Origin of the sequence: Actinophytocola sp., assembly GCF_035712165.1 — a bacterium.
Taxonomy (GTDB): domain Bacteria; phylum Actinomycetota; class Actinomycetes; order Mycobacteriales; family Pseudonocardiaceae; genus DASYTH01.
On the sequence record NZ_DASTBH010000320.1, the window covers coordinates 1 to 20,876 of the forward strand.

Here is a 20,876-nt window from a genome sequence, read left to right on the forward strand (position 1 = left end):
CCGCGTCGGCCGGCACCCTCAAACGGGTTTCCCTTGAGCTGGGCGGAAAGAGCCCGACCCTGGTGTTCCCGGACGCCCCCGACGTCGGGCTGGCCGCGATGACCACGATGGGCACGGTGACGATGGGGCTGTCCGGGCAGGCCTGCGTCGCGCACACCCGGGCCCTGGTGCACCGCGACGTGCACGACCAGTTCGTCACCGCCGCCGAGATGCTGGCCGGCGCGGTCACCTACGGCGACCCGTTCGACGCGGGCGTGCTGGCCAGCCCGCTGATCAACACCCGGCAGCTGGACCGGGTGCTCGGCCTCGTCGAGCGCGCCCAGGAGCAGGGCGCCACGCTGGTCACCGGCGGCACCCGGGCGGACGGCGACCTGGCGGCCGGAAACTTCGTCCGCCCAACCGTGTTCACCGGCGTGGACAACGAGATGGAGATCGCCAGGGAAGAGGTGTTCGGCCCGGTGCTCGCGGTCATCCCGTTCGAGTCGGAGGACGAGGCGGTCCGGCTGGCCAACGACTCGGAGTACGGGCTGGGCGCCGGTGTCTACACCACCGACGCGCGCCGGGCGTTCCGGCTGGCCCGCCGGCTGCGGGCCGGAACCGTTGGGATCAACGGTTTCCAGGTCGAGCCGCACCTGCCGTTCGGCGGTTTCAAGCAGTCCGGCCTCGGCCGGGAGGGCGGCCGCAGCGCCTTCGAGGCCTACACCGAGCTGAAGACGGTTCTCATGCCACTGACCGACGAGATGATGTGAGGTGGAACGGATGGTTGTGCGGCATGGCGGCGCTCATCCACTGACGATGAGCTGATGTGATGGGAAAGCTGGCTGGACGGACCGCGCTGGTCACCGGGGCCGCGCGCGGGCAGGGCGCGGCCACCGCGCGGCGGTTCGTCGCCGAGGGCGCCACCGTGATCATCGCGGACGTGCTGGACGACGAGGGCAAACGGCTGGCCGACGAGCTGAATGCGTTCCCGGTGGGTGACCCGGGAGATCAGACCAGGCAGCCTGCTGATCGACCGATTCCCTTGCCCGCGGCCCGGTTCTGTCACCTCGATGTGTCCGAAGAGGACGAATGGGCGGCGGTGCTGGAGACCGCCGGCCCGGTCACCATTCTGGTCAACAACGCCGGCATCCTGCACTTCGGCAGCGTGGCCGACACCACGCTGGCCGACTACGAGCGGGTCATCCGGGTCAACCAGACCGGGACGTTCCTCGGCATGCGCGCGGTGGTGCCGGGCATGATCGCGGCCGGCGGCGGCTCGATCGTCAACACCTCCTCGATCGAGGGGCTGGCCGCGGCGCCGCTGCTGCTGGCCTACACGGCGAGCAAGTTCGCCATCCGGGGCATGACGAAGGTCGCGGCGATGGAGTTGGGCGGCAAGGGAATCCGGGTGAACTCGGTGCACCCCGGCATGATCGACACACCGATGCTGCCCACCGCCCTCGGCGGGATCGAGGTCGACCTGGACCGGATCGGGCGGAAGGTGCCGCTGCGCCGGGTCGGCCGGGCCGAGGAGATCGCCGGTCTGATCACGTTTCTGGCCAGCGACGACAGCTCGTACTGCACCGGCGCCGAGTTCGTCGCCGACGGCGGCGCCACCACCGGACACGCGCTGTCGGTGACCTGAGTGGGGTAAACTAGTCGGTGCCGCGGCGGGATGCCTGGCCATGCGTAGCCGGGCTGGGGGCCCACGTCGACCTGGGGGCCTTACCAGCTCGCATGTTCATCCCGCCGCGGTGTCCACATCGGTTGGCTGGACCAGGTGCCGGTTGGGCGCGAGGGCCTCCTCCGCAAGCTCCGGGACCTCCACGATCTCGACCCCGGCGGCCGCCAGCACCTCGGCGCCGACTCCCTCGACGAACGTCCGCGGTTCCCGCCAGGCGAAGACGACCCGGCGCAGGCCCGCGTCGATGATCAGCTTGCTGCAGCTGGCCGGCCGGGAGGCACGCTGGCCACAGGGCTCCAGCGAGCTGTAGAGCGTGGCGCCGGTCAGGTCGGTTCCGTGCAGCCTGGCCAGCGCCGACTCCTCGGCGTGCACCCTGGGGTCGGTGTCGCGCGAGTAGCCGCGCGCCAGTTCCGTCCCGTCCGCGGCCACGATCACGCACCCCACGCTGAACGCGGTCTCGGCCGGCGGGCATTGCGTGGCGAGGTCGGTGGCCACCCGCAGCCAGCGCCAGTCCGCGGCGGCGGTGCCCAGCAGATAGCGCAGCAGCACCAGATCGCCGATCGGGGTCGCCGAGGCGAGCGTCATCGGCGCGCCGAACCGTCCGGAGTGGACGAACCGGGGCGCGTCCGGGTCACCGACGAAGACCGGCGCCACGGCGAGCTGCAGCTCGTCGGCGAGCCCGCCGGTGAGGAACTGGGTGTGCACGGTGCCGCCGCCCTCGACCATCAGCCGGCGCACGCCCAGGGCCCGCAGGTCGGCGAGGATCCACGGCAGGTCGACCGACGGACCACAGTCGACCACGGTCGCGACGGCGGTGAACGCCCCGGCGGCGTCCCCGGTGGCGTAGACCAGCTTGGCCGCCTCGCCCGTGGTGAAGAACTGCGCGTTCGGATCGAGGTCGCCGCTGGAGGTGATGGTGACCTTGACCGGGTTGGCCGTGCCGCTGCGCACCAGCAGCCGTGGGTTGTCGCGGCGGATCGTGTTGGCGCCGACCAGGATCGCGTCCACACCGGCCCGAACCTGGTCCACCCGCGCCCAGTCCGCCGCATTGGACAGCACCAGCCGGTCCGGACCCGCGTCGTCGATGTACCCGTCCACCGACATCGCACAGCTCAACAGCACATAGGGGCGGTTCACGGTATGGACGGTAACGGGCGGTGGGCACGCCTGTCGCGCCCACCGCCCGGGTGGCTCAGCGTTCCCGCAGCCGCACCACCTTCAGCCCCGGCGCGCCGGCGATGTCGTGCTCGCAGAACCGGGACCGCACCCACCGGCCGGCCGAGAACAACCGGGTCTGGTCGGTGTGGTGCGCCGAGGTCGGGTCGCTGGACTGCGAGTAGCTGAGCAGCGTGACCGCGTCCGGGCACGGCCCGCCGGTGAACGAGACCACCTGCATGTGGCTGGACCCGTGCACCACGTCGACGTCACCCCGGGCCGGGTCCCAGGTCGGGATGATCATGTTCAGCACGCCCTGCACCGCGTGCCCGCCGTGCACCGGGATCGTGGCGCCGGCCCGGACCACGTAGTGGTTGCGGCCCAGCGGCGCGTCCGGCTCGATGCCCGCCGCCGCAAGCTCCGCGATGGCGTCACCGAGCGCGGTCGGCAGCACCGGGTTCGCGGTGTCCAGCGTGTGCGGGGTGCGCACCGGATCGGCCGGGTCGAACGGCACCCGCCACACCTGGGGGAACCCGTCGAACGCTTGGACCACGTGTAGCCAGTACCGCTCGAACAGCAGGCCGCCCCGGCTGGTCGTGGTCATCCGGCGGTCCCACCTGGACAGTGCGGCACACGCCCGGCCGGCCTCGACCGTGCCGCCCGCGGAGGTCGGCGCCCGGCCACCGGGCAGTGCCGCGCACATCGCCGCGGTGTCCGCCGCCGCCTGCTCACCGATCCAGCTGCGGTCGCCGAACAGGAGGTCCTGCATGGACTGCCGGGTGAACCGGCCCCGGTCGAGCTGCTGCTCGATCGCGGTGATGCCCATCCGGGTACGGGGGTCCCGCTCGGTGCCGATGTCGCCGATGATCCGTGGGTAGCCGGTGATCGGCGCGTGCGGGTTGGCCAGCCACGCGCTGTCGTTGGAGTTCTCCACGTAGTCGGCGCGGGTCAGCACCGGCATCCGGTGCGGGCCGAAGATCCCGGGCAGCAGCGCGTCCGGATCGCTGCCCCACGCGCAGTCGCCCCGGGAGCCGTCCAGCACGGTCAGCCCGGTGCTCGGGAAGATCGCCGAGCCGAGCGGGGTGTTGCACCGCGCGGCCAGTTCGTCGGTCACGTGCGGCACCACCTGGATGTCGGCGAAGAGCGCGCGGCCGGACTGGTCGGCGGCGATCGTGTTGACCCACGGCACACCCTGGGTCCGGCTCAGCACCTCCACGATCTCCCTGGTGCTGCGCGCCTGGTTCAGCCCGAACCAGGTGTTCAGGCCGCGCATGTTGCCCTGGTTGGCATCCCGGATCGTGTAGGCGGAGGTCGCGGTCCAGTTCAGCGGCAGGCCGAACACCGGCGCGAGCATCGGTCCGTACCGGGACGAGTAGAGCGTGCGCGAAACCGTGCCCAGCGAGCCGTCCTGGTTGCGCACCCGCACCGACACCACCCGGCTGGTCATCTGCTCCGCCCGGCCGTCCACCAGATAGCTGGTCGGCGAGGCCAGCCGGAGTTGGTAGAGGCCGAACGTGGTGGGGGTGGCGACGGTGTGGCTCCACGCCACGTCCCGGTTGAAGCCGATCTGCACCAGCGGCATGCCGAGCAGGCTGCCGCCGCTGACGTCCAGCCGGCCCGGCACGGTCAGCTGGGACTGCCAGAACCGGCGGCCGCCCTGCCACGGGTAGTGCGGGTTGCCCAGCAGCAGACCGCGCTGGTTGCGGGTGCCGGCCGCGCCGATCGCGATCGCGTTGCTGCCCATGTCCTTCGTGCCCAGCGCGGCCCGGACCCGGTCGGCCGCGTCGGCCGGTACCGGGGCCGGCTGCGCCGACGGTGCGGCCGGCGGTGCGGCCGCGGCGATCCCGTCCACCACCTGGCCCTGGCCGCCGAGGGTGGCCAGCGCGTGGAAGTGCCGGTACACGTCGATCTCGGCAATCGGCCGCACCCAGGCGGCTCCCCGGCAGGCCGGGTCGCCGATGCCGCGCACGCCGGTCTCCCGCAGGTAGCGGTTGTAGCCGGCCACGTAGCCGCGGATGATCTCGCGCACCTCGGCCCGCGGCCCGTTCGGCTCCTGCGGGGCGATCGACCGCTGCACCACTCCGGAGTCGTTGACCTGCTGGAAGTACAGGTCACTGTTCAGGCTGGTCCGGGCGGACCCGTAGGCGCTGCTGCCGGGGGCGTCCGGCCCGAGGAAGCGGGACCGCTCGGCGGCCACGGTGAGATAGGTGTCCGCCAGCACGCAGATGTTGTCCTTGGCGGCGGCGAACCCGTATCCGTAGCCGAGACCGGCGAAGTCGTTCGCCTTGATGTGCGGGACGCCGTACTCGGTGTACCGGATGTTGGCGGCCAGGCCGCGCCCGGACGCCTCCCGAAGTTCCGTCGCGTCGTCCGCCGGTTCGGCGGTCGCGACACCCACGACCGTGGTCAGCACGGTTGCCATCGCGGCGGTCAGCGCCGCGGTTCGGCGGCTCCAGCTTGTTCGCATTTCCCTTTCCTACTCCGGCGAAGCGGGGCGTGAATCAGGGATCGCCCTGAGACACCTCGAAAACCCGTCCCGGTTCGGCGACCTCGATCGGTCCGGCGAACTCGGTGGCGGCGCGGGCGAGCGCCCGCGCGGGATCCGCGTCCGGATGCAGATGGGTGAGCACCAGCCGGCGCGCCCCACCGGCAGCGGCCGCCCGGCCGGCGTCCTCCGGGGTGCTCAGCAACTCCGACCGCAGCTCCGGCAGGGACAGGAACGCCTCGGCCAGGAACAGGTCGGCGCCGGCGGCCAGCTCGCTCATTCCCGCGCAGGGCCCGGAATCCGAGGTATAGCTCAGGATCGCCCCGGCGTGGTCGGCGCGCAGCCCGAAGGTCGGCATGCTGTGCCGCATGACGACGGCCCGCAGCGTCAGCTCGCCGAACCGGTGCCGGGCTCCGTCGGCCAGTTCCACGATCTCGACGACCTCGCCCACTTCGGCGGCCCCGCTGCGCATTCCGTCCAGCGTGGCGCTCCACCCGGGCGGCCCGAGCACCGGCAGCGGACGCTCCCGCCTGGTGCCGAAGGCCAGCGTGTGCCAGGCCGCCGGCAGATCGCCGCCGTGGTCCGGATGCAGGTGGGTGATCCAGATGGCGTCCAGCTCGGGCAGCGTGCTGTGCCGCAGCAGCTCGACCAGCACCCCCGAGCCGGCATCCACCAGAACCCGCCGGCCGCCGGCCTCGAGCAGGTAGCCGGAGCACGGTTGGCCCGCACCCGGCCAACCGCCCCGGCACCCCAACACCCGTAGCCGCACGAATTGATCTTAGTAGGCCATCCGCCGGATCCGGCCCGCGTAGTTCTTCTCCAGGACCACGTTGCGGTCGTGGCCGCCGGGCACGTTGGACGACACGTACACCGGCGGGGTCAGCCCGTCGGCCAGCAGCCGGTGCACCGCCTCGGCGACCACCATCTGCACCAGCACCGACGCGGTGACCGAGGAGACCGCGCAGGCCGTGGCGCCGTCCGGCATGGCGAGGATCGCGTCGCCGAAGGGCGCGCCGGTGTCCAGCGTGACGTCGGCCAGGTCGAGCAGCCGCTTTCCGGACTCGTGCTTGGGCTGCGCCTGCCGGCTGTGGTCCAGCGAGGTGATCGCGACCAGCTTGTGCCCGGCCGAGGTGGCCAGGTGGGCCATCTCCACGACCGCCCCGTTCACCCCGGAGTTCGACGCGATCACGAACAGGTCCTGCGGCCGGGGCGCGGCGAGCTCGAACAGCGGCGCCGCGACGTGCGCCTGCCGCTCCAGCATCGGGTCGTCGAGCACGCTCGGGTCCTGCCCGCCGAGGATCACCAGGTCGGCCAGGCTGATCCGGTTGGTCGGGATCAGCCCACCGGCCCGGCCGGCGATCTCCAGCGCGGTCGCCTGGGAGTGGCCGGTGCCGAACGCGTGGATCACGCCGTCGGCCCGGACGCACTCGGCGAACAGCCCGGCCGCGGCCTGGACGGCGGGGAGGGACGACACGGTCAGCTCGTCGAGCAGCCGCAGGATCTGGGTGGCGTAGCTCTGCGCGGAAACGTTCACCCGGCAAGTGTCCCGGATCGGGCAATGCCGGAAATTCCCTGGACGCCACCGGCCGGCACGCCGCACCCTGCTGGCATGGCAACCGATCTGCCCGCCGGGTACACCTGGCGCCGGGCCACCCTGGCCGACGCGGAAGAGATCCTGGCGCTGGTGACCCGGTGCAACGCCGAGACGATCGGGTTCGCCGACAGCACCCTGGACGACATCCGCGACGAGCTGGCCGAGCCCGGCTTCGACCCGGCCACCGACACCTGGCTGGTGCACACCGCCGGCGGCGTCCTGACCGGTTACGGCTGGACCTACCGCAAGGGCACCGGCGAACTGGCCGACATCGATGTCATCACCCGCGACGAGCGGGTGTGCCGCTGGCTCTACGACCGGGTCCTGGCCAGGGCGCAGGAGCTGGCGCGATCCGGCGGCCATGCCGCGACCACTGTGGACCAGGGAATCTTCCGGGTCGACAGCCAGATGCGCGCCGCGGCCGCCGCACACGGCCTCACCGAGCGGACGGCGTTCTTCCGGATGCGGGTCGACCACGACGGGATCCCGCCGGACCCGGTCGCGCCGTCCGGTGTCACCCTGCGGGTCGGGCCCGGCGACGAGGATTTCCGGCGTACCGCGCACGGCGTGCAGACCGAGGCGTTCAAGAACCACTACGGCTCGATGCCCAAGACGTTCGAGGACTGGCACGCCCAGCTCGACGCATCGTCCACGTTCGACTGGTCGATGCTCGCCGTGGCCGAACTGGACGGTGCCCCGGTGGCCATGCTGGCCACCCACGACGGCTACGTCAGCACCGACGACTGCGGCTACGTCGCGTCGCTCGGGGTGCTGCCGGCCGCCCGGGGCCGGGGGATCGCCGGCTACCTGCTGCGGACCGCGTTCGCGGCGGACGCGAAGGCCGGCCGGGCCGGGACGATCCTGCACGTGGACAGCAACAACACCACCCCGGCGCTCGGCCTGTACGAAAGCGTCGGCATGCGGACGGTCATGGTGATCGACATGTGGCGGCGGTCCTGGGAGTCATAGCGTCGCGGCGACGTAGTCGCGCAGGGTGGTGGTCGGCCGGCCGATCAGTTCGCGCAGGGTCGCCGACGACTCGGTCAGCGCGCCGCGCCTGATGTCGCGGTCGAAGCTGACGTAGACGTCGGCCAGTGGCCCGGGCACGCCCTCGGCCACCAGCGCGGCCCGGTGCTCCTCGGGCGTGACGTCGCGGTAGGTCACCTCGGTGCCGGTGTGCCGGGCGATCTCCGCGGCGAGTTCGGGGAAGCTCCAGGCGGTGTCGCCGGCCAGTTCGTGGATGACGCCGGGCCGGGGCGCGGCGGTGAGCACGGCGGCGGCCGCGGCGGCGAGGTCCGCGCGGGTGGCCGAGGCGACCCGGCCGTCCCCGGCGCTGCCGGTGATCACGCCGGAGCCGGCCGCGGCGCGGATGGTCTGCTCGTAGTTCTCGGTGTACCAGGGATGGCGCAGGAACGTGTACGGCAGGCCGGAGGCGGCGATGGCCTGCTCGGTCGCCAGGTGGTCCGGGGCCACGATCAGCGGGCTGGTGTCCGCGTGCAGGACGCTCGTGTAGGTGATGTGCCCGACCCCGGCGGCCACCGCGGCGTCGACGGCGTTGCGGTGCTGGGCGACCCGCTTGCCGGGGGTGTCGGCGGAGATCAGCAGCAGCCGGTCGGCGCCGGCAAGCGCGGCCTTGAGGCTGGCCGGGTCGTCGTAGTCGGCGGGCCGGACGGCCACGCCCCGGTCGGCGAGGTCGGCGAGTTTGTGCGGGCTGCGGGCCGCCGCCACGATCCGGTCGGGGGACCGGGACTCGAGCAGCGCCTCGATCACGAGCCGGCCGAGGTGGCCGCTCGCAGCGGTGACGACGATCATGTGCCCTCCAGTACTAACTCAGGGAAAGTCGCTAACTTCTGGTTAGTACTAGCACAGCGAATCGTGCTGTGCCAGGTACTGTTTACCCATGACCGCCCGTACCCGCCGCCCCGCGCGGCCGGTGCCGACCGACGAGCTCGGCCAGCTGCTGTTCGACGTGTTCGCCCAGGACTGCCCGTCCCGGCACGCCCTGGAGAACGTCACCGGACGGTGGGGCCTGCTCGCCCTGGTCGCGCTGCGGGACGGCACCGCGCGGTTCAACGCGCTGCGCCGCCGGGTCGACGGGGTCAGCGAGAAGATGCTCGCGCAGACCCTGCGGACCCTGGAGCGCGACGGCTTCATCCACCGCGCGGCCCAGCCGACCATCCCGCCCCGGGTCGACTACACCCTCACCCCGCTCGGCCGCGAGACCGCCGACCAGCTGTTCGCCCTCATCCAGCAGATCGAGGGCCGGATGCCGGCGGTCCTGCTGGCCCAGTCCCAGTACGACGAGCGGTAGCCGCCTCTCCGGAATTTTGATGCGGTCGTTGCGTTCCGGGGAACGGTCCGGACATCGGGTGGATGGTGGCTGGGCGCCGTCTAGCCGCGCAGCTCGAGGCCTTTGCCGGAGGGGTGTTTCAGCGTGAGCGTCTTGCCGTCCACCGCATAGCCGACCGTCCCGTCGAGCACCGCGAGAACCGCCGCCTCCAGCTCCATGGCGTCGGGTTCGCACGCCATCCGGGTGGTGATGGCCGGCCCGAACCTGATCGTCTCGCCGGCCAGCTCGTAGTCCGCCGAGCCCTGGTTGCAGCCGGGATGCAGGTCGACCGACGTCGCGCCGAACTCCAGCCAGGCCGAGGTGCCCTGCGGCGTCGAGGCCGACGTCTCGCCGTCCAGCAGCGAGTCGACCGTCCAGCGGGTGCCGCGCAGCGGCAGGTCCGGCTCGGTGTCCTTCCGGTCCAGCATGGTCAGCTCCTTCGCGCCCGAGGTCACGACCAGCGTGTCACCGTCCAGCTTCCAGGACGGTTTGCCGCCGAGGAAGCCGGCCAGCCAGTCGTCCTGCTCGTGCCGGGGCGGATCGCAGCCCATATTGGTCATCGACAGGTCGGACACCTCGAGCCGGCCGCCGTCGGCCGACACCGGGCCGGCCAGCGTGTTGCACCCGGCGGTGGCGAGCAGCCGGCCGTCGGGCATGAACCGGAAGGTCACCTGGGTGCCCGGGGCCAGTTCGTGCGGCTGCCCGTTCTCCGTGACCGTGGTGGACACGAACGTGTGACCGCGCAGTGGCGACTCCCCGCCACCACCCGGCGGTGCGCCGCCGCACCCGGCGGCCAGCAGCGCGAGCAGGACGATCGTGACCCGGTTCATGGTCCCAGGACGGTACCGGGCGCCGGTCAGGTTGCCTGGGCGTCCGCCTCGAGGATCCGGGCCACCAGCGAGGTGTCGTGCTTGGCCTCGGCGAACAGCGGGTCGCGCAGCACCCGGTCGAGGAACTGGGCGGTGGTCCGGATTCCGGGGCCCTCGATGGTGAACTCGCCCAACGCGCGGCGCATCCGGGCGATGGCCTGGGCGCGGTCCGGCGCCCAGGCGATCACCTTGGCCAGCAGCGAGTCGTAGGCCGCCGGCACCCGGTAACCCGCGTAGCCGTGCGTGTCCACCCGGAGGAACGGGCCGCCCGGCGGGACGAACTGCTCGAGGACCCCGGGCGTCGGCGCGAAGTTGCGGGTCGGATCCTCCACGTTGACCCGGCATTCGATGGCCACGCCGCGCGGCCGCACATCGTCCTGGGTCAGCGTCAGCCGTTCCCCGGCGGCGATCCGGATCTGCTCGGTGATCAGGTCGACACCGGTCACCGCCTCGGTCACCGGGTGCTCGACCTGGATGCGGCAGTTGACCTCCATGAAGTAGAAGTTGTTCTCGGTGTCCACGATGAACTCGAAGGTGCCGGCGCCGAGGTAGCCGGTGGCCAGTGCGCCGCGCACGGCCACCTCGCCCATCCGGGCGGTGAGCTCGGCCGGCAGCCCGGGCGCCGGGGTCTCCTCGACCAGCTTCTGGTGCCGGCGCTGCACCGAGCAGTCCCGCTCGCCGAGATGGATCGCGTTTCCGTAGCCGTCACACAGAATCTGGATCTCGACGTGCCGGGCCGAGGCCAGGTAGCGCTCGACGTAGACCCGCCCGTCCCCGAACAGGGTCTGCGCCGTTCCCCGGGTCTGTTGGTAGGCGCGGGAGAACTCGCTGGGGTCCTCCACAATGGACATACCGCGGCCACCGCCGCCCGCCGCCGCCTTGATGATCACGGGGTAGCCGATCTCCCCGGCCAGCCGGGCCGCGCCCTCCACGTCGACCAGGGGTTCGATGCTGCCCGGCAGCAGCGGCAGTCCGGCCGCCGACATCGCCGCCCGGGCCGCGGTCTTGTCCCCCAGCGTGGCGATGACCTCGGCCGGCGGACCGATGAACGTCAACCCGCTCGCCTCGCACACCTCGGCGAAGTCCGGGTTCTCGGACAGGAAGCCGTACCCGGGATGCACGGCCTCCGCTCCGGTCTGCCGGGCCGCCTCGATGATCGCGGCGGCGTTGAGGTAGCTCTGCCGGGCCGGCGCCGGCCCGATCTGCACCGACCTGTCGGCCATCCGCACCACGGCGGAGTCGCGGTCCTCAGTGGAGTGCACCGCGACCGTGCGGATGCCGAGCTCGCGGCAGGCACGCAGCACCCGTACCGCGATCTCGCCCCGGTTGGCGATCAGCACCGTGCCGAACACAATGTCTCCCTCAGGCTTCGACGGCCGCGAGACGGAACAGCGGTTGGCCGAACTCGACCGACTCGCCATCGGCCACCAGGATCTCGACCACCTCGCCGGGCCGGTCGGCCTCGACCGGGAGCATCAGCTTCATCGCCTCGATGATCGCCACCTGCTGGCCGGGCACGACGTGGTCGCCTTCCTTGACGAACGGCGCGGCCCCGGGCGAGGCGGACCGGTAGAAGACGCCGACCGTCGAGGCGGCCAGGATGTTCCCGCCGCCGGCGTCGATGGTGGCGGCGACGGGCGGTGCCAGCACGGCGCCGGGCACGGTGGTGGCCGCGGCGGCGGTCTCCCAGGTCATCTCCACGGCCACCGTGCCGGCCCGCACGGTGAGCGTGCTCGGCGACTGCGGCGCCGCCGCGAGCAGCTCGACGGCCGTCTGCCGGACCGCGGCCAGCACCTCGTCGAGTCCGTTGTGCCGCAGCTCGATCACCTCGTGGTCGGGGTGCTCGTCGAACCCGTTCTGCAGGGCACGGGGAACCCGGTATGACGACATCAGCTCTGCCTCTCCTGTTCGGTGCCGAAGGCTCGGAACCTGGCCCGCCGATCGGCGATCAGCTCGGCCGGGTCGAGGGGGAGCAGCTCGCGCAGCTGTTCGACCAGCGCGGCCCGCAGGTTCCCGGCCGCCGCGACATGGTCGGCCTGGGTGCCGCCGTCCGGTTCGGGCACCACACCGTCCACGACGCCCATCCGGAGCAGCTCCAGCGAGGTCAGCCGCAGCGCGGCGGCGGCCTTCGGGGCGGCGGCCGGGTCGTCCCACAGGATCGCCGCGCACCCTTCCGGACTGATCACCGAGTAGATGCCGTTGGCGCAGATCAGCACCCGGTTGGCCACCGCGAGCGCCAGCGCGCCGCCGCTGCCGCCCTCGCCGGTGATCACGCTGAGCACCGGGATCGGCAACCCGGCCATGAGCCGCAGGTTCTCCGCGATCGCGATCGCCTGGCCGCTGCGCTCGGCCTCCACGCCCGGGTAGGCGCCCGGGGTGTCCACCAGCGTGATCAGTGGCAGGCCGAGCTTGGCGGCCAGCCGCATCAGCCGCGCCGCCTTGCGGTACCCGGCCGGGTTGGGCATACCGAACTTGCGCGCGGCCAGTTCGCCTGCCGTGTGGCCCTTCTGGTGCCCGATCACCATCACCGGCAGGCCGCCGAGCCGGCCGAGCCCGCCGACGATCGCCGAGCAGTCCTCGCCGAGCCGGTCGCCGCGCAGCTCCTCGAAGTCGTCGAGCAGCAGGCCGATGTAGTCCGCGGTGGTCGGCCGGTCCAGGTGCCGGGCCCGCTGCACCGCCTCCCACGGGTCGGTGTAGTGCCGGGCGCCCTGCTCCGGAGTTGTGATCACGGCCGAACCGTCGCCGGCGCCGAGCGGCTCGCGCTTTCCCTTGGTGCCGTTGGCAAGCAGCCGGGCGAGCGTCGCCCGCAGCTCGCTGCGCGGGCGGATCGCGTCGATCAGCCCGTGGGCGAGCAGGAACTCCGCGGTCTGGAAGCCTTCCGGCAGGGTCTGCCGGATGGTCTGCGAGATCACCCGGGGGCCGGCGAAGCCCAGCCGGGCGCCGGGCTCGGCGATGATCACGTCGCACAGCGTGGCGAACGACGCGGCCACCCCGCCGAAGGTCGGATCGGTGATCAGCGAGATGGTCAGGATGCCGGCCTCGTCGAGTTGGCCGAGCATCTGGCTGGTCTTGGCCATCTGCATCAGCGAGACCGCGCCCTCCTGCATCCGGGCGCCACCGGACGCGGTGACGATCATCAGCGGGATACCGCGCTCCAGCGCGATCTCGCCGGCCCGGGTGATCAGCTCGCCGACCGCGCCGCCCAGGCTGCCGCCCATGAACCGGAAGTCCATCACGGTCACGATCAGCGGGTTGCCCTCGATCGTCCCGGCCGCGCACACCACGGCGTGGTTGAGCCCGGTGCTGCGCCGCGCCTCGGCGAAGCGCTGCGGGTAGGGCTTGCTGTCCACGAACCGCAGCGGGTCGCCGGAATGCACCGGCAGGTCCAGCAGTTCGATGCTGTCCGGGTCGAGGAGCTGGGCGAACCGCTGGTGGGCGTCGACCCGGGAGTGGTAGCCGCAGTCCGGGCACACGCCCAGGCTGCGCTGCAGACGCTTCGTGTAGATCAACGAGCGGCATCGCCGGCAGGAAACCCATTCGTTGAGCTCCGACCGGGCAGCGATGGCTACGGTCATGGTGATCCTCACTTCACGACGTTGGCGTGAGGCGAGATTGGCGACGCCTACTCCAGGAGTGCTCAAGGTCAGCTCAAGGAACCTGTCTCTCGGGCGGTTTGGTCCCGATAATCGGCCGGTTTGTCGACCGGCGGCGCGAACCGGCCGGCACCCCTCAACGGTAGGGCGCCGGCCGGCGGGTGAGCCGAATGTTCGAGCCGTCCCATGGCGAACCCATAGGCGGCTACTAGGTAAGGGGTGTGGGGGTCAGGCTGAACGCCGGGTCGAGGTGCGCGGTGTCGTTGAACCGCCGGATGATCCAGGCGTCCGGGATGATCACCAGGTGCGAGATCGACCCGTTGTCGGCGCCGACGAAGGCGAACGAGCGGGACTGGGCGGCGTGCGCGAGCACCGCGCCGATCACGCCGCCATGGGTGAACACGGCCACCGTCTGGTCGCGGTGCGCGGCGGCCAGCCGTTCGATCGCCGCCCGGGTGCGCGCGGCGAACCCTTCGCTGGACTCGGCGCCGGGAATGATGTCCCACCGGCCCTCCCGCCACAGCCGCTGCGCGATCTCGCCGTTCTCGGCCATCTTCTGCCGGAACACCCCGCCCTCCCACTCACCGAGGAACACCTCGCGCAACCCGGGTTCCACGGTCGGGGTGAGGCCGAGCCGCTGCGCCAGCGGCGCGGCGGTCTGCGCGGTCCGGCACAGCGTCGTCACGTAGATGTGGTCGATCTTGGCCACGCACAGCCGGTCGGCGACCCGCTCGGCCTGCTCGCGGCCCTCGGGCGCCAGCGCCGGATCGGAGTGCCCGTCGACCAGCGGGAACGGTTGGCCGATCCGGGCCGGTTCGGACTCGCCGTGCCGGATGAGCAGCAGTTCGGTCGAACCGGGCGGCGCCTGGAAGCGCGCCTGGCGGTACTCCTGCGGGTGATCGTCCGTCGTGTTCACCAGCGCAGGCTAGTCGCCGGGCTGCCGGCCGGATCTCTTAACTTGCTTAACCGAAATCCATGGTTACCCTCTGGGGTTGCGGAGGTGAGCGGGATGGCCAGGGCCGCGCGCAGGCTGCTCGCCAGCCGGTTGCGCGCGTTGCGCGAGACCACCTATCCGGTGAAGGTCACCCAGGACCAGCTGGCCGCGGCGCTCGGCAAGGGCAAGCCGCTGAGCAGCGCGGCGATCTCGATGTGGGAGAACGGCGAGGTCGACAAGTGGCCGTCGGAGTCCCGGCTGGTCCAGTACGCGCTGATCTTCAGCCTGCCCCGGGGGCCGGGCCTGGTCGCCCAGCCGCCCGACATGTCCACATTGGACAAGCCGGCGCGGATCCGGTTCCACCGGCTGCGCAGCGAGTTGCTGGAACTGCGCGAGGACGCCGAGCGCGAGGCCCGGCGGGACCGGGCCACGCCGGTCGCGTTCGACACCAACGACCTGTGGCACCACGACCGCGCCGAGAAGCTGGTCGTGGTCGCTCCCGAGCGGCCGGCGGCGCCCGCCCAGGAGGCCGAACGCGGCTACGTCCGGCTGGCCCGGTACGGCGACCTGGACGCGTTCTTCGAGATGTTCGTGGCCCTGACCCGGATGGGCTACCACAACCTCAGCCACCGCTCGGCCCGGGAGCCGGGCATCGGCACCGCCCGCAACCTGGTGCTGGTCGGCGGCCCGGCCGGCAACCCGCTGACGCTCACCTTCGGACACCTGCTCGGCCTGCCGTTCGAGCCCGACCCGGCCACGGACGGCGCGGCCAACGTGTTCCGGCTGCCGGACGGCACCGCGGTGCGGCCGACCGTGCTCGGCACGTCGCAGGTGGTCGAGGACATCGGGTTGTTCGTCCGGGCGGGCAATCCCACCAATCCCGACGCCGACGTGACGATCTGCACCGGCGGCTACACCTACGGCGTGCTCGGCGCGGTGCAGTTGTTCACCGACCCGCGCCTGGGCGCGGACAACGTGGCGGCGGTGCGCGAGCGGCTCGGTCAGATCCGCGCGTTCGCGGTGCTGTTCCGGGTGAATGTGATCGACGGGCGGGTGCCGCCGCCGCGGTTGCCCGGCTCGATCATCGAGTGCGCGGCGCTGTGAACTTCACCGCCTTCACCTGCATCGCGGTGAAGGATTTAGCGCCGCTACAGGGTGCGTGAAGAAACATTCGCTGGTGCCCGGGCGCCGCGCCGGGTGATGCTCAAGGCGTGATCACCCCGGACACCAAGGACTGGACCTGGGTCCTGCGCCGACCCTGCCCCGAGTGCGGCTACGACGCGAGCACCGTGCGCGCGGCCGACGTGCCCGCCCTGCTGCGCGAGAACGCCGCGACCTGGCGCCCGGTGCTCACCGCCGGGCCCGACCCACGGGTACGCCCGGCGCCGCAGGTGTGGTCGCCGCTGGAGTACGCCTGCCACGTCCGCGACGCCTGCCGGGTCTTCGACGAGCGGCTGCGGCTGATGCTGACCGAGGACGACCCGCACTACCCCAACTGGGACCAGGACCGCGCGGCCGTCGAGGACCGCTACGGCGAGCAGGACCCGGCCACCGTCGCCACCGAGCTCCTCGCCGCCGCCGAGGCCCTCGCGACGCGGTTCGCCGGGGTCACCGGGGACGCCTGGCAGCGCACCGGTCGCCGCTCGGACGGCGCGCACTTCACCGCCCCACCTCGCGACCCAGGTGCCGCCGGATTTCCCCGATCGGGTCACCCATTCCTGTTCACCGTCGACACCTTCGCCCGGTACTTCCTGCACGATCCCGTGCACCACCGCTACGACGTGAGCGCGGAGCGGATCTTCTCGGCGTAGGTCTCGGCCGGCTCCTCTGCGGTGTACTTCTCCCGGGGGCCGAGCCAGAACCGCAGGCCGTCCTTGTGCCGGCGCGGGATCACGTGCAGGTGCAGGTGCGGCACCGACTGGCTGATCACGTTGTTGATCAGGACCATCGAGCCGTCCGCGCCCAGCCCGTCCTCCACCGCGCGCTCGAGCCGCTGCGCCAGCCCGAAGAAGTCCGGCAGCAGCGCGGCCGGCAGGTCGCTGAGCACTGTCAGGTGCCGCTTGGGAACCAGCAGCACGTGCCCGCGAAACAGCGGCTTGTGGTCCAGGAACGCCAGCAGATCCCCGGTCTCGTGCACCACGGTCGCGGCCGTCTCGCCGGCCACGACGGCGCAGAACACGCAGCGCCCGTCCTCGCTTCTCGGCATGCCGGCAGTCTACTGATCACCTTTCCTGTGATTCGAGTCACATTCGAGCGTTTTTCTAGTGACCCCGAACAGCATTGGTACAACTCCTCCGAAATGAGGGTTCACCATGAATTCGTTGAGCACGACGGCACCGGCGCCGATGTGGTTACGAGAATTGTCGCAGGCCCGGGCAAGCTACGAGGAGCTGTTCGGCTGGCCGGTGTCGGTTCAGGTCGGCGGCCGTAACATCGTTGTGGCACTTGGTCAGGTGCTAAACGCGATCACGATGCCGGCCGGGCTCGGGGCCCGGGTCCGGGCCCTGCTGGACTGGCCGGTTCCGGTATTCGCAACGCCGGACCAGGCGCGCTGGACATTTCTCGTCGGTGCCGCGAAGGCACGCAATTCGATTGTTTTCGAACCCGGTGTTGAAATGACTCCAGCGGGCAGCTACCTCGCCATTCCGGCCGACCTGGGCGGGCCGGGCTGGATCGAGCCGCCCCGGCCGAACCGCCCGCTGCCGCCGGCCGGGACCGTCCTCGCCCTGGCCGGCCGGCTGGCCTACGACCGGGCGCGCCGCAGCGCCTGACACATGCGCTCCCCCCGATCGAGCGGTTGTCGTGCCCCGGTGCCGGACAATGGGACAGGATCGACGCGAACGAGAGGGGTGAGGCGTGCGGCCCGACGTCTACCTGCTGATCCTCGGTGACCTCCTGCCCGATCCGCGGACCGGGCAGGCGGTCAGCGAGGCCGAGCGGCTGCGCGCGATGGTCGAGCAGGCCGTGGTCGCCGAGGAGTCCGGGTTCACCGGGGTGGCGATCGGCGAGCACCACTTCACCCGCTACATCGTCTCCGCGCCGGAACTGGTCCTCGCGGCGATCGCGGCGCGCACCCGCACCCTGCGGCTGTCCACCGGGGTGACCCTGCTCGCGCATCGCGACCCGGTGCTGGTCGCCGAGGAACTGGCCACCCTGGACGTGCTCTCCAGCGGGCGGGCCGAACTGATCGTCGCGCGCGGCGTGTCCCAGGAGACCGACGCGGCGTTCGGGATCGGGCAGGGCGAACTGCGCGCCCGGTTCGAGGAGCACCTGCGCCTGCTGTTGCTGTTGCTGGAAAAGCCGGAGGTGAACTGGGCCGGGCGGTTCCGCGGCCCGCTGGCCGGTGTCACCACCACGCCCCGGCCGGTGCAGGCGCCCCGGCCGACGGTGTGGGTCGGCAGTGGCTCGGCGGCCTCGGCCGACCTGGCCGTCGAACTGGGGCTGCCGCTGATGCTGCCCAGCACGCTGCGCGACCCGGTCGGCTACGCGCCGATGGTCCGGCGCTACCGGGAACGCAGCCGCTTCGCCGACGCCCGGGTGGCGCTACCCAGTCATGTGTTCGTGGCGCCGTCGGCCGCGCAGGCCCGCCGGCAGTGGCGCCCGCATCTGGCCTCCTACGCGGCTTTCGCCGACGAGTGGCGCGGGGACGGCACCCGGCTGGACGTGGACCGGCTGATGACCGGCGCGGCGGTGTGCGGCGATCCGGCGGAGGTGGCCGGCCGGCTCAACCACCTCGGGTCGGTGCTCGGCCTGGACGCCCACCTGGTGATCGTCGACATCGGCGGCCTCGCGCAGCGCGAGGTGCTCGCCGTGATCAGGCTGTTCGGCACCGAGGTGATCCCCCAACTGCGGCTGGGCTGACCGGCCCGGGCGGTCCCCGGGCCGGCGGCGCTTTCCAGAGCGCGCCGATCGGATCTGCGGGGCAGGCCATGGCTGCCGTTCATCGACGCCTGGCAGGTTCGCGGCCTGCCGCCACAGATCCGAGCCTTCGGCCGGGCGCGCTAAACCACTCCGACCGGTTCCAGTTCCGGTCGCTCCGCCGGACGTTCGGCGCGCAGCACCGTGACCGCCAGGACGATTCCCAGCGCCACCAGGCCGGCCCCGATGCCGAAGGCCAGGTGGAACCCCTTGGTCAGCGCGGCGGTCTCGGGCTCGCCCCGGGCCAGCAGCGAGGCCGTGTACCCGGTGGACAGCGTGGCCAGGACCGCCAGCCCCAGCGCGCCGCCGACCTGTGCGGTGGTGTTGACCAGGCCGGAGGCGAGCCCGGCGTCGCTTTCCGTCGCGCCGGACATGGCCAGCGTCATCATGGTCGGGAAGGCGAGCCCGGCGCCGATGCCGACCAGCAGCACCGCCGGCAGCAGGTCGGTCAGGTAGCTGCCGGCCACCGGCACCCGGGTGAGCCAGAGCAGGCCGAGCAGGATCAGGGCCAGCCCGACCAGCAGCACCGGCCGCGCGCCGAACCGGCCGATCAGCCGGGCCGACATGCCCACCGACAGGGTGCCGATGGCCAGCGCGGTCGGCAGGAAGCCGAGGCCGATCTGCAGCGCGTCGTAGCCGAGCACCTTCTGCATGTAGAGCGTGCCGAGGAAGAACATGCCGAACATGCCCGCCACCATCAGGATCTGGACCGCGTTCGCGCCGGTGACGTTGCGGGAGCGGAACACCCGCAACGGCAGCAGCGGGTTGGTCGCGGTGCGCTGCCGGGCGACGAACAGGACGAGCAGCACGATGGTCACGGCGCCGAGCAGCAGCGTGTGCGCCGAACCCCAGCCGTGCTCCTCGGTCTTGACGATGGTGTAGACGCCGAGCATCAGCGCCGCCGTGACCAGCACGGCGCCCAGCACGTCGGCGCCCGCGCCGAACCCGAGCCCGCGGTCGGCCGGGACCAGCCGGGCGGTCAGCGCCGCGGCCGCGAGGCCGATCGGAATGTTCACGAAGAAGATCCAGTGCCAGTTGAGCGCCTGGGTGAGCACCCCGCCGGCCAGCAGTCCGACCGACGCGCCGGCCGCGGCCACGAAGCTGAACACGCCGATCGCCCGGGCTTCCTCGTCCGGGTCCGGGAACATCGTCACGATCATGCCGAGCGTCACGGCGGTGGCCATGGCGCCGCCGACGCCCTGCACGAACCGGGCGGCGATCAGCATCTCCGGGGTGAAGCTCACCCCGCACAGCACGGAGGCCACGGTGAAGACCCCGAGGCCGGTGAGGAACATGCGCTTGCGGCCGATGAGGTCCCCCAGCCGGCCGGCGAGCAACAGCAGTCCGCCGAAGGCGATCAGGTAGGCGTTGACCACCCACGCCAGGCTGGACTGCGAGAAGCCGAGGTCCTGCTGGATGGCCGGCAGCGCCACGTTCACGATGGTCATGTCAAGGACGATCATGAGCATCCCGGTGCACAGCACGAGCAGTGCCGCCCACCGGGAGTCCCTGGCCGTCGTAGGTCGAGTCACGGATTTCCCCTCCTGGTCCATCTCGTTCCAGGTGGGACCGTAGCAGATAGTTTTACTCGGGACGATCTATTTAGGGACGATCAGGCGCGCCGTCTCACAGTGCGGTCACAGCGCACCGGAGTTGACAACCGGCTCTCGACCAGCCTGGCCAGGCTGTCCAGAAAGACCTCCCGGTTGCGGGCGGGCAGGGCGCCGAGCACGTCGGCGTAGATCCGGTCGACCACCGACTCCGCCTCGGCGACCATCCGCCTGCCGTTCGCGGTGACCCGGATGATCCGCGCCCGCCGGTCGGTGGCCGACGGGCTGCGCTCGGCGAGCCCGGCCCTCTCCAGTTCGTCCACCGTGACCACCATCGTGGTCTTGTCGAGCCCGCACAGCTCCGCGAGCCTGATCTGGGTCAGCTCCTCGCCCTCACCGGCATGCCGCAACACGCAGTAGTGCCGCGGCGAGATGCCCAGACCTTCCAGCCCGGCCGTCAGCTCGGTCGTCAACACATGGCTGGCCTGCGCCAACAGGTACATGAGGTCCCGAGCCGCACCCATCGCCTGCTCCCGCCCATACCCCGCCCAAACCCGACCGCCCCACCATACCCTCCGTAACAAGATAATCTCCCCGCCAACCATCTCACGCCCGCCAGCACCCGAGTCGCCTGCTGGGCGGGTCATGCGGCGGGGGTGCGGGTGCGGGTCTGGGTGAGGCGGGTGCGGGTGTCGGGGTCCTGGGGGGTGTAGACGGAGATGCGGAGGTCGGCTTCGGACGGGACCGACAGCTCCGTGTTGATCAGGTTGAGGGGACCGGCCACCG

At 71.8% G+C, this 20,876-nt stretch carries 21 protein-coding genes; 8 read left to right on the plus strand and 13 right to left on the minus strand.

The window, feature by feature from the left end; translation table 11 throughout:
- On the plus strand, positions 1 to 749 hold a 749-nt coding region (locus VFO68_RS17960; RefSeq protein ID WP_325159459.1), incomplete at its 5' end, for an aldehyde dehydrogenase family protein.
- Positions 750 to 808: 59 nt separating this feature from the next.
- Positions 809 to 1,624: an SDR family NAD(P)-dependent oxidoreductase gene (locus tag VFO68_RS17965; protein WP_325159460.1), complete on the plus strand. Its 816-nt coding sequence runs from the start codon at positions 809 to 811 to the stop codon at positions 1,622 to 1,624.
- A 96-nt stretch (positions 1,625 to 1,720) separates the two neighbouring features.
- On the opposite strand, the gene VFO68_RS17970 is transcribed toward VFO68_RS17965, so the two are convergent.
- From VFO68_RS17970 to VFO68_RS17985, 4 genes are read right to left on the minus strand one after another with little or no spacing between them, the layout of a single operon-like run.
- The gene (locus VFO68_RS17970; protein ID WP_325159461.1) at positions 1,721 to 2,800 is read right to left on the minus strand and encodes a dihydrofolate reductase family protein; all 1,080 of its coding nucleotides are present in this window, start codon (positions 2,798 to 2,800) and stop codon (positions 1,721 to 1,723) included.
- 55 nt (positions 2,801 to 2,855) lie between these two features.
- Positions 2,856 to 5,285, minus strand: coding sequence for a penicillin acylase family protein (locus tag VFO68_RS17975; protein WP_325159462.1), 2,430 nt, complete (start codon positions 5,283 to 5,285; stop codon positions 2,856 to 2,858).
- 34 nt (positions 5,286 to 5,319) lie between these two features.
- Entirely contained in the window at positions 5,320 to 6,072 is a 753-nt protein-coding gene (locus tag VFO68_RS17980; protein WP_325159463.1) for an MBL fold metallo-hydrolase, read from the minus strand.
- Positions 6,073 to 6,081: 9 nt separating this feature from the next.
- A complete protein-coding gene (locus VFO68_RS17985) occupies positions 6,082 to 6,837 on the minus strand; it encodes an SIS domain-containing protein (RefSeq protein ID WP_325159464.1) in 756 nt (251 codons plus the stop codon).
- 75 nt (positions 6,838 to 6,912) lie between these two features.
- Here VFO68_RS17985 and VFO68_RS17990 point away from each other — a divergent pair, with 75 nt between their 5' ends.
- Positions 6,913 to 7,866 carry an N-acetyltransferase gene (locus VFO68_RS17990; protein ID WP_325159465.1) on the plus strand — a complete coding sequence of 318 codons (954 nt, stop codon included), beginning with the start codon at positions 6,913 to 6,915 and terminating at the stop codon, positions 7,864 to 7,866.
- On the opposite strand, the gene VFO68_RS17995 is transcribed toward VFO68_RS17990, so the two are convergent.
- Positions 7,861 to 8,709 carry an NAD(P)H-binding protein gene (locus VFO68_RS17995; protein ID WP_325159466.1) on the minus strand — a complete coding sequence of 283 codons (849 nt, stop codon included), beginning with the start codon at positions 8,707 to 8,709 and terminating at the stop codon, positions 7,861 to 7,863. The two genes, VFO68_RS17990 and VFO68_RS17995, sit on opposite strands and share 6 nt — an antisense overlap.
- Before the next feature lie 88 nt (positions 8,710 to 8,797).
- Between VFO68_RS17995 and VFO68_RS18000 the strand changes: the two genes are divergently transcribed.
- Positions 8,798 to 9,208: a helix-turn-helix domain-containing protein gene (locus tag VFO68_RS18000; RefSeq protein WP_325159467.1), complete on the plus strand. Its 411-nt coding sequence runs from the start codon at positions 8,798 to 8,800 to the stop codon at positions 9,206 to 9,208.
- A gap of 80 nt (positions 9,209 to 9,288) precedes the next feature.
- On the opposite strand, the gene VFO68_RS18005 is transcribed toward VFO68_RS18000, so the two are convergent.
- From VFO68_RS18005 to VFO68_RS18025, 5 genes are all read right to left on the minus strand, one after another.
- A complete protein-coding gene (locus tag VFO68_RS18005) occupies positions 9,289 to 10,056 on the minus strand; it encodes an META domain-containing protein (protein WP_325159468.1) in 768 nt (255 codons plus the stop codon).
- A 26-nt stretch (positions 10,057 to 10,082) separates the two neighbouring features.
- The gene (accC, locus tag VFO68_RS18010) at positions 10,083 to 11,447 is read right to left on the minus strand and encodes an acetyl-CoA carboxylase biotin carboxylase subunit (RefSeq protein ID WP_325159469.1); all 1,365 of its coding nucleotides are present in this window, start codon (positions 11,445 to 11,447) and stop codon (positions 10,083 to 10,085) included.
- A 10-nt stretch (positions 11,448 to 11,457) separates the two neighbouring features.
- Complete coding sequence (locus VFO68_RS18015) at positions 11,458 to 11,985, minus strand: acetyl-CoA carboxylase biotin carboxyl carrier protein subunit (protein WP_325159470.1); 528 nt, start codon at positions 11,983 to 11,985, stop codon at positions 11,458 to 11,460.
- Complete coding sequence (accD, locus tag VFO68_RS18020) at positions 11,985 to 13,670, minus strand: acetyl-CoA carboxylase, carboxyltransferase subunit beta (protein ID WP_325159471.1); 1,686 nt, start codon at positions 13,668 to 13,670, stop codon at positions 11,985 to 11,987. Before accD ends, VFO68_RS18015 begins: the two co-directional genes overlap by 1 nt.
- Positions 13,671 to 13,896: 226 nt before the next feature.
- On the minus strand, positions 13,897 to 14,604 hold the full coding sequence (locus VFO68_RS18025) for a histidine phosphatase family protein (RefSeq protein ID WP_325159472.1): 708 nt from the start codon (positions 14,602 to 14,604) through the stop codon (positions 13,897 to 13,899).
- Positions 14,605 to 14,697: 93 nt separating this feature from the next.
- Between VFO68_RS18025 and VFO68_RS18030 the strand changes: the two genes are divergently transcribed.
- Both VFO68_RS18030 and VFO68_RS18035 read left to right on the plus strand, forming a co-directional pair.
- Positions 14,698 to 15,726: a helix-turn-helix transcriptional regulator gene (locus VFO68_RS18030; protein WP_325159473.1), complete on the plus strand. Its 1,029-nt coding sequence runs from the start codon at positions 14,698 to 14,700 to the stop codon at positions 15,724 to 15,726.
- Between the two features lie 107 nt (positions 15,727 to 15,833).
- On the plus strand, positions 15,834 to 16,433 hold the full coding sequence (locus VFO68_RS18035; RefSeq protein ID WP_325159474.1) for a DinB family protein: 600 nt from the start codon (positions 15,834 to 15,836) through the stop codon (positions 16,431 to 16,433).
- On the opposite strand, the gene VFO68_RS18040 is transcribed toward VFO68_RS18035, so the two are convergent.
- Positions 16,397 to 16,828, minus strand: a complete 432-nt coding sequence (locus VFO68_RS18040; protein ID WP_325159475.1) for an HIT family protein — start codon at positions 16,826 to 16,828, stop codon at positions 16,397 to 16,399. The genes VFO68_RS18035 and VFO68_RS18040 overlap by 37 nt on opposite strands.
- Before the next feature lie 154 nt (positions 16,829 to 16,982).
- Between VFO68_RS18040 and VFO68_RS18045 the strand changes: the two genes are divergently transcribed.
- Together VFO68_RS18045 and VFO68_RS18050 are read left to right on the plus strand one after the other, a co-directional pair.
- Entirely contained in the window at positions 16,983 to 17,393 is a 411-nt protein-coding gene (locus tag VFO68_RS18045; RefSeq protein WP_325159476.1) for a hypothetical protein, read from the plus strand.
- 85 nt (positions 17,394 to 17,478) lie between these two features.
- Positions 17,479 to 18,483, plus strand: a complete 1,005-nt coding sequence (locus tag VFO68_RS18050) for an LLM class flavin-dependent oxidoreductase (protein ID WP_325159477.1) — start codon at positions 17,479 to 17,481, stop codon at positions 18,481 to 18,483.
- Positions 18,484 to 18,623: 140 nt separating this feature from the next.
- Here the strand turns inward: VFO68_RS18050 and VFO68_RS18055 are convergent, their stop codons facing one another.
- Both VFO68_RS18055 and VFO68_RS18060 read right to left on the minus strand, forming a co-directional pair.
- Positions 18,624 to 20,072, minus strand: a complete 1,449-nt coding sequence (locus tag VFO68_RS18055) for a DHA2 family efflux MFS transporter permease subunit (RefSeq protein ID WP_325159478.1) — start codon at positions 20,070 to 20,072, stop codon at positions 18,624 to 18,626.
- Positions 20,073 to 20,152: 80 nt separating this feature from the next.
- The gene (locus VFO68_RS18060) at positions 20,153 to 20,614 is read right to left on the minus strand and encodes a MarR family winged helix-turn-helix transcriptional regulator (protein ID WP_325159479.1); all 462 of its coding nucleotides are present in this window, start codon (positions 20,612 to 20,614) and stop codon (positions 20,153 to 20,155) included.
- Between the last annotated feature and the right edge of the window lie 262 nt (positions 20,615 to 20,876).

Excerpts from the sequence above, each read along its gene's own strand:
- VFO68_RS17995 (WP_325159466.1), bottom strand. The coding sequence starts at position 8,709 with ATGATCGTCGTCACCGCTGCGAGCGGCCACCTCGGCCGGCTCGTGATC.
- VFO68_RS17965 (WP_325159460.1), top strand. The coding sequence starts at position 809 with ATGGGAAAGCTGGCTGGACGGACCGCGCTGGTCACCGGGGCCGCGCGC.
- accD (WP_325159471.1), bottom strand. The coding sequence starts at position 13,670 with ATGACCGTAGCCATCGCTGCCCGGTCGGAGCTCAACGAATGGGTTTCC.
- VFO68_RS18040 (WP_325159475.1), bottom strand. The coding sequence starts at position 16,828 with ATGCCGAGAAGCGAGGACGGGCGCTGCGTGTTCTGCGCCGTCGTGGCC.
- VFO68_RS18000 (WP_325159467.1), top strand. The coding sequence starts at position 8,798 with ATGACCGCCCGTACCCGCCGCCCCGCGCGGCCGGTGCCGACCGACGAG.
- VFO68_RS18015 (WP_325159470.1), bottom strand. The coding sequence starts at position 11,985 with ATGTCGTCATACCGGGTTCCCCGTGCCCTGCAGAACGGGTTCGACGAG.
- VFO68_RS17990 (WP_325159465.1), top strand. The coding sequence starts at position 6,913 with ATGGCAACCGATCTGCCCGCCGGGTACACCTGGCGCCGGGCCACCCTG.
- VFO68_RS18030 (WP_325159473.1), top strand. The coding sequence starts at position 14,698 with ATGGCCAGGGCCGCGCGCAGGCTGCTCGCCAGCCGGTTGCGCGCGTTG.
- VFO68_RS18060 (WP_325159479.1), bottom strand. The coding sequence starts at position 20,614 with ATGGGTGCGGCTCGGGACCTCATGTACCTGTTGGCGCAGGCCAGCCAT.
- VFO68_RS18005 (WP_325159468.1), bottom strand. The coding sequence starts at position 10,056 with ATGAACCGGGTCACGATCGTCCTGCTCGCGCTGCTGGCCGCCGGGTGC.
- VFO68_RS17975 (WP_325159462.1), bottom strand. The coding sequence starts at position 5,285 with ATGCGAACAAGCTGGAGCCGCCGAACCGCGGCGCTGACCGCCGCGATG.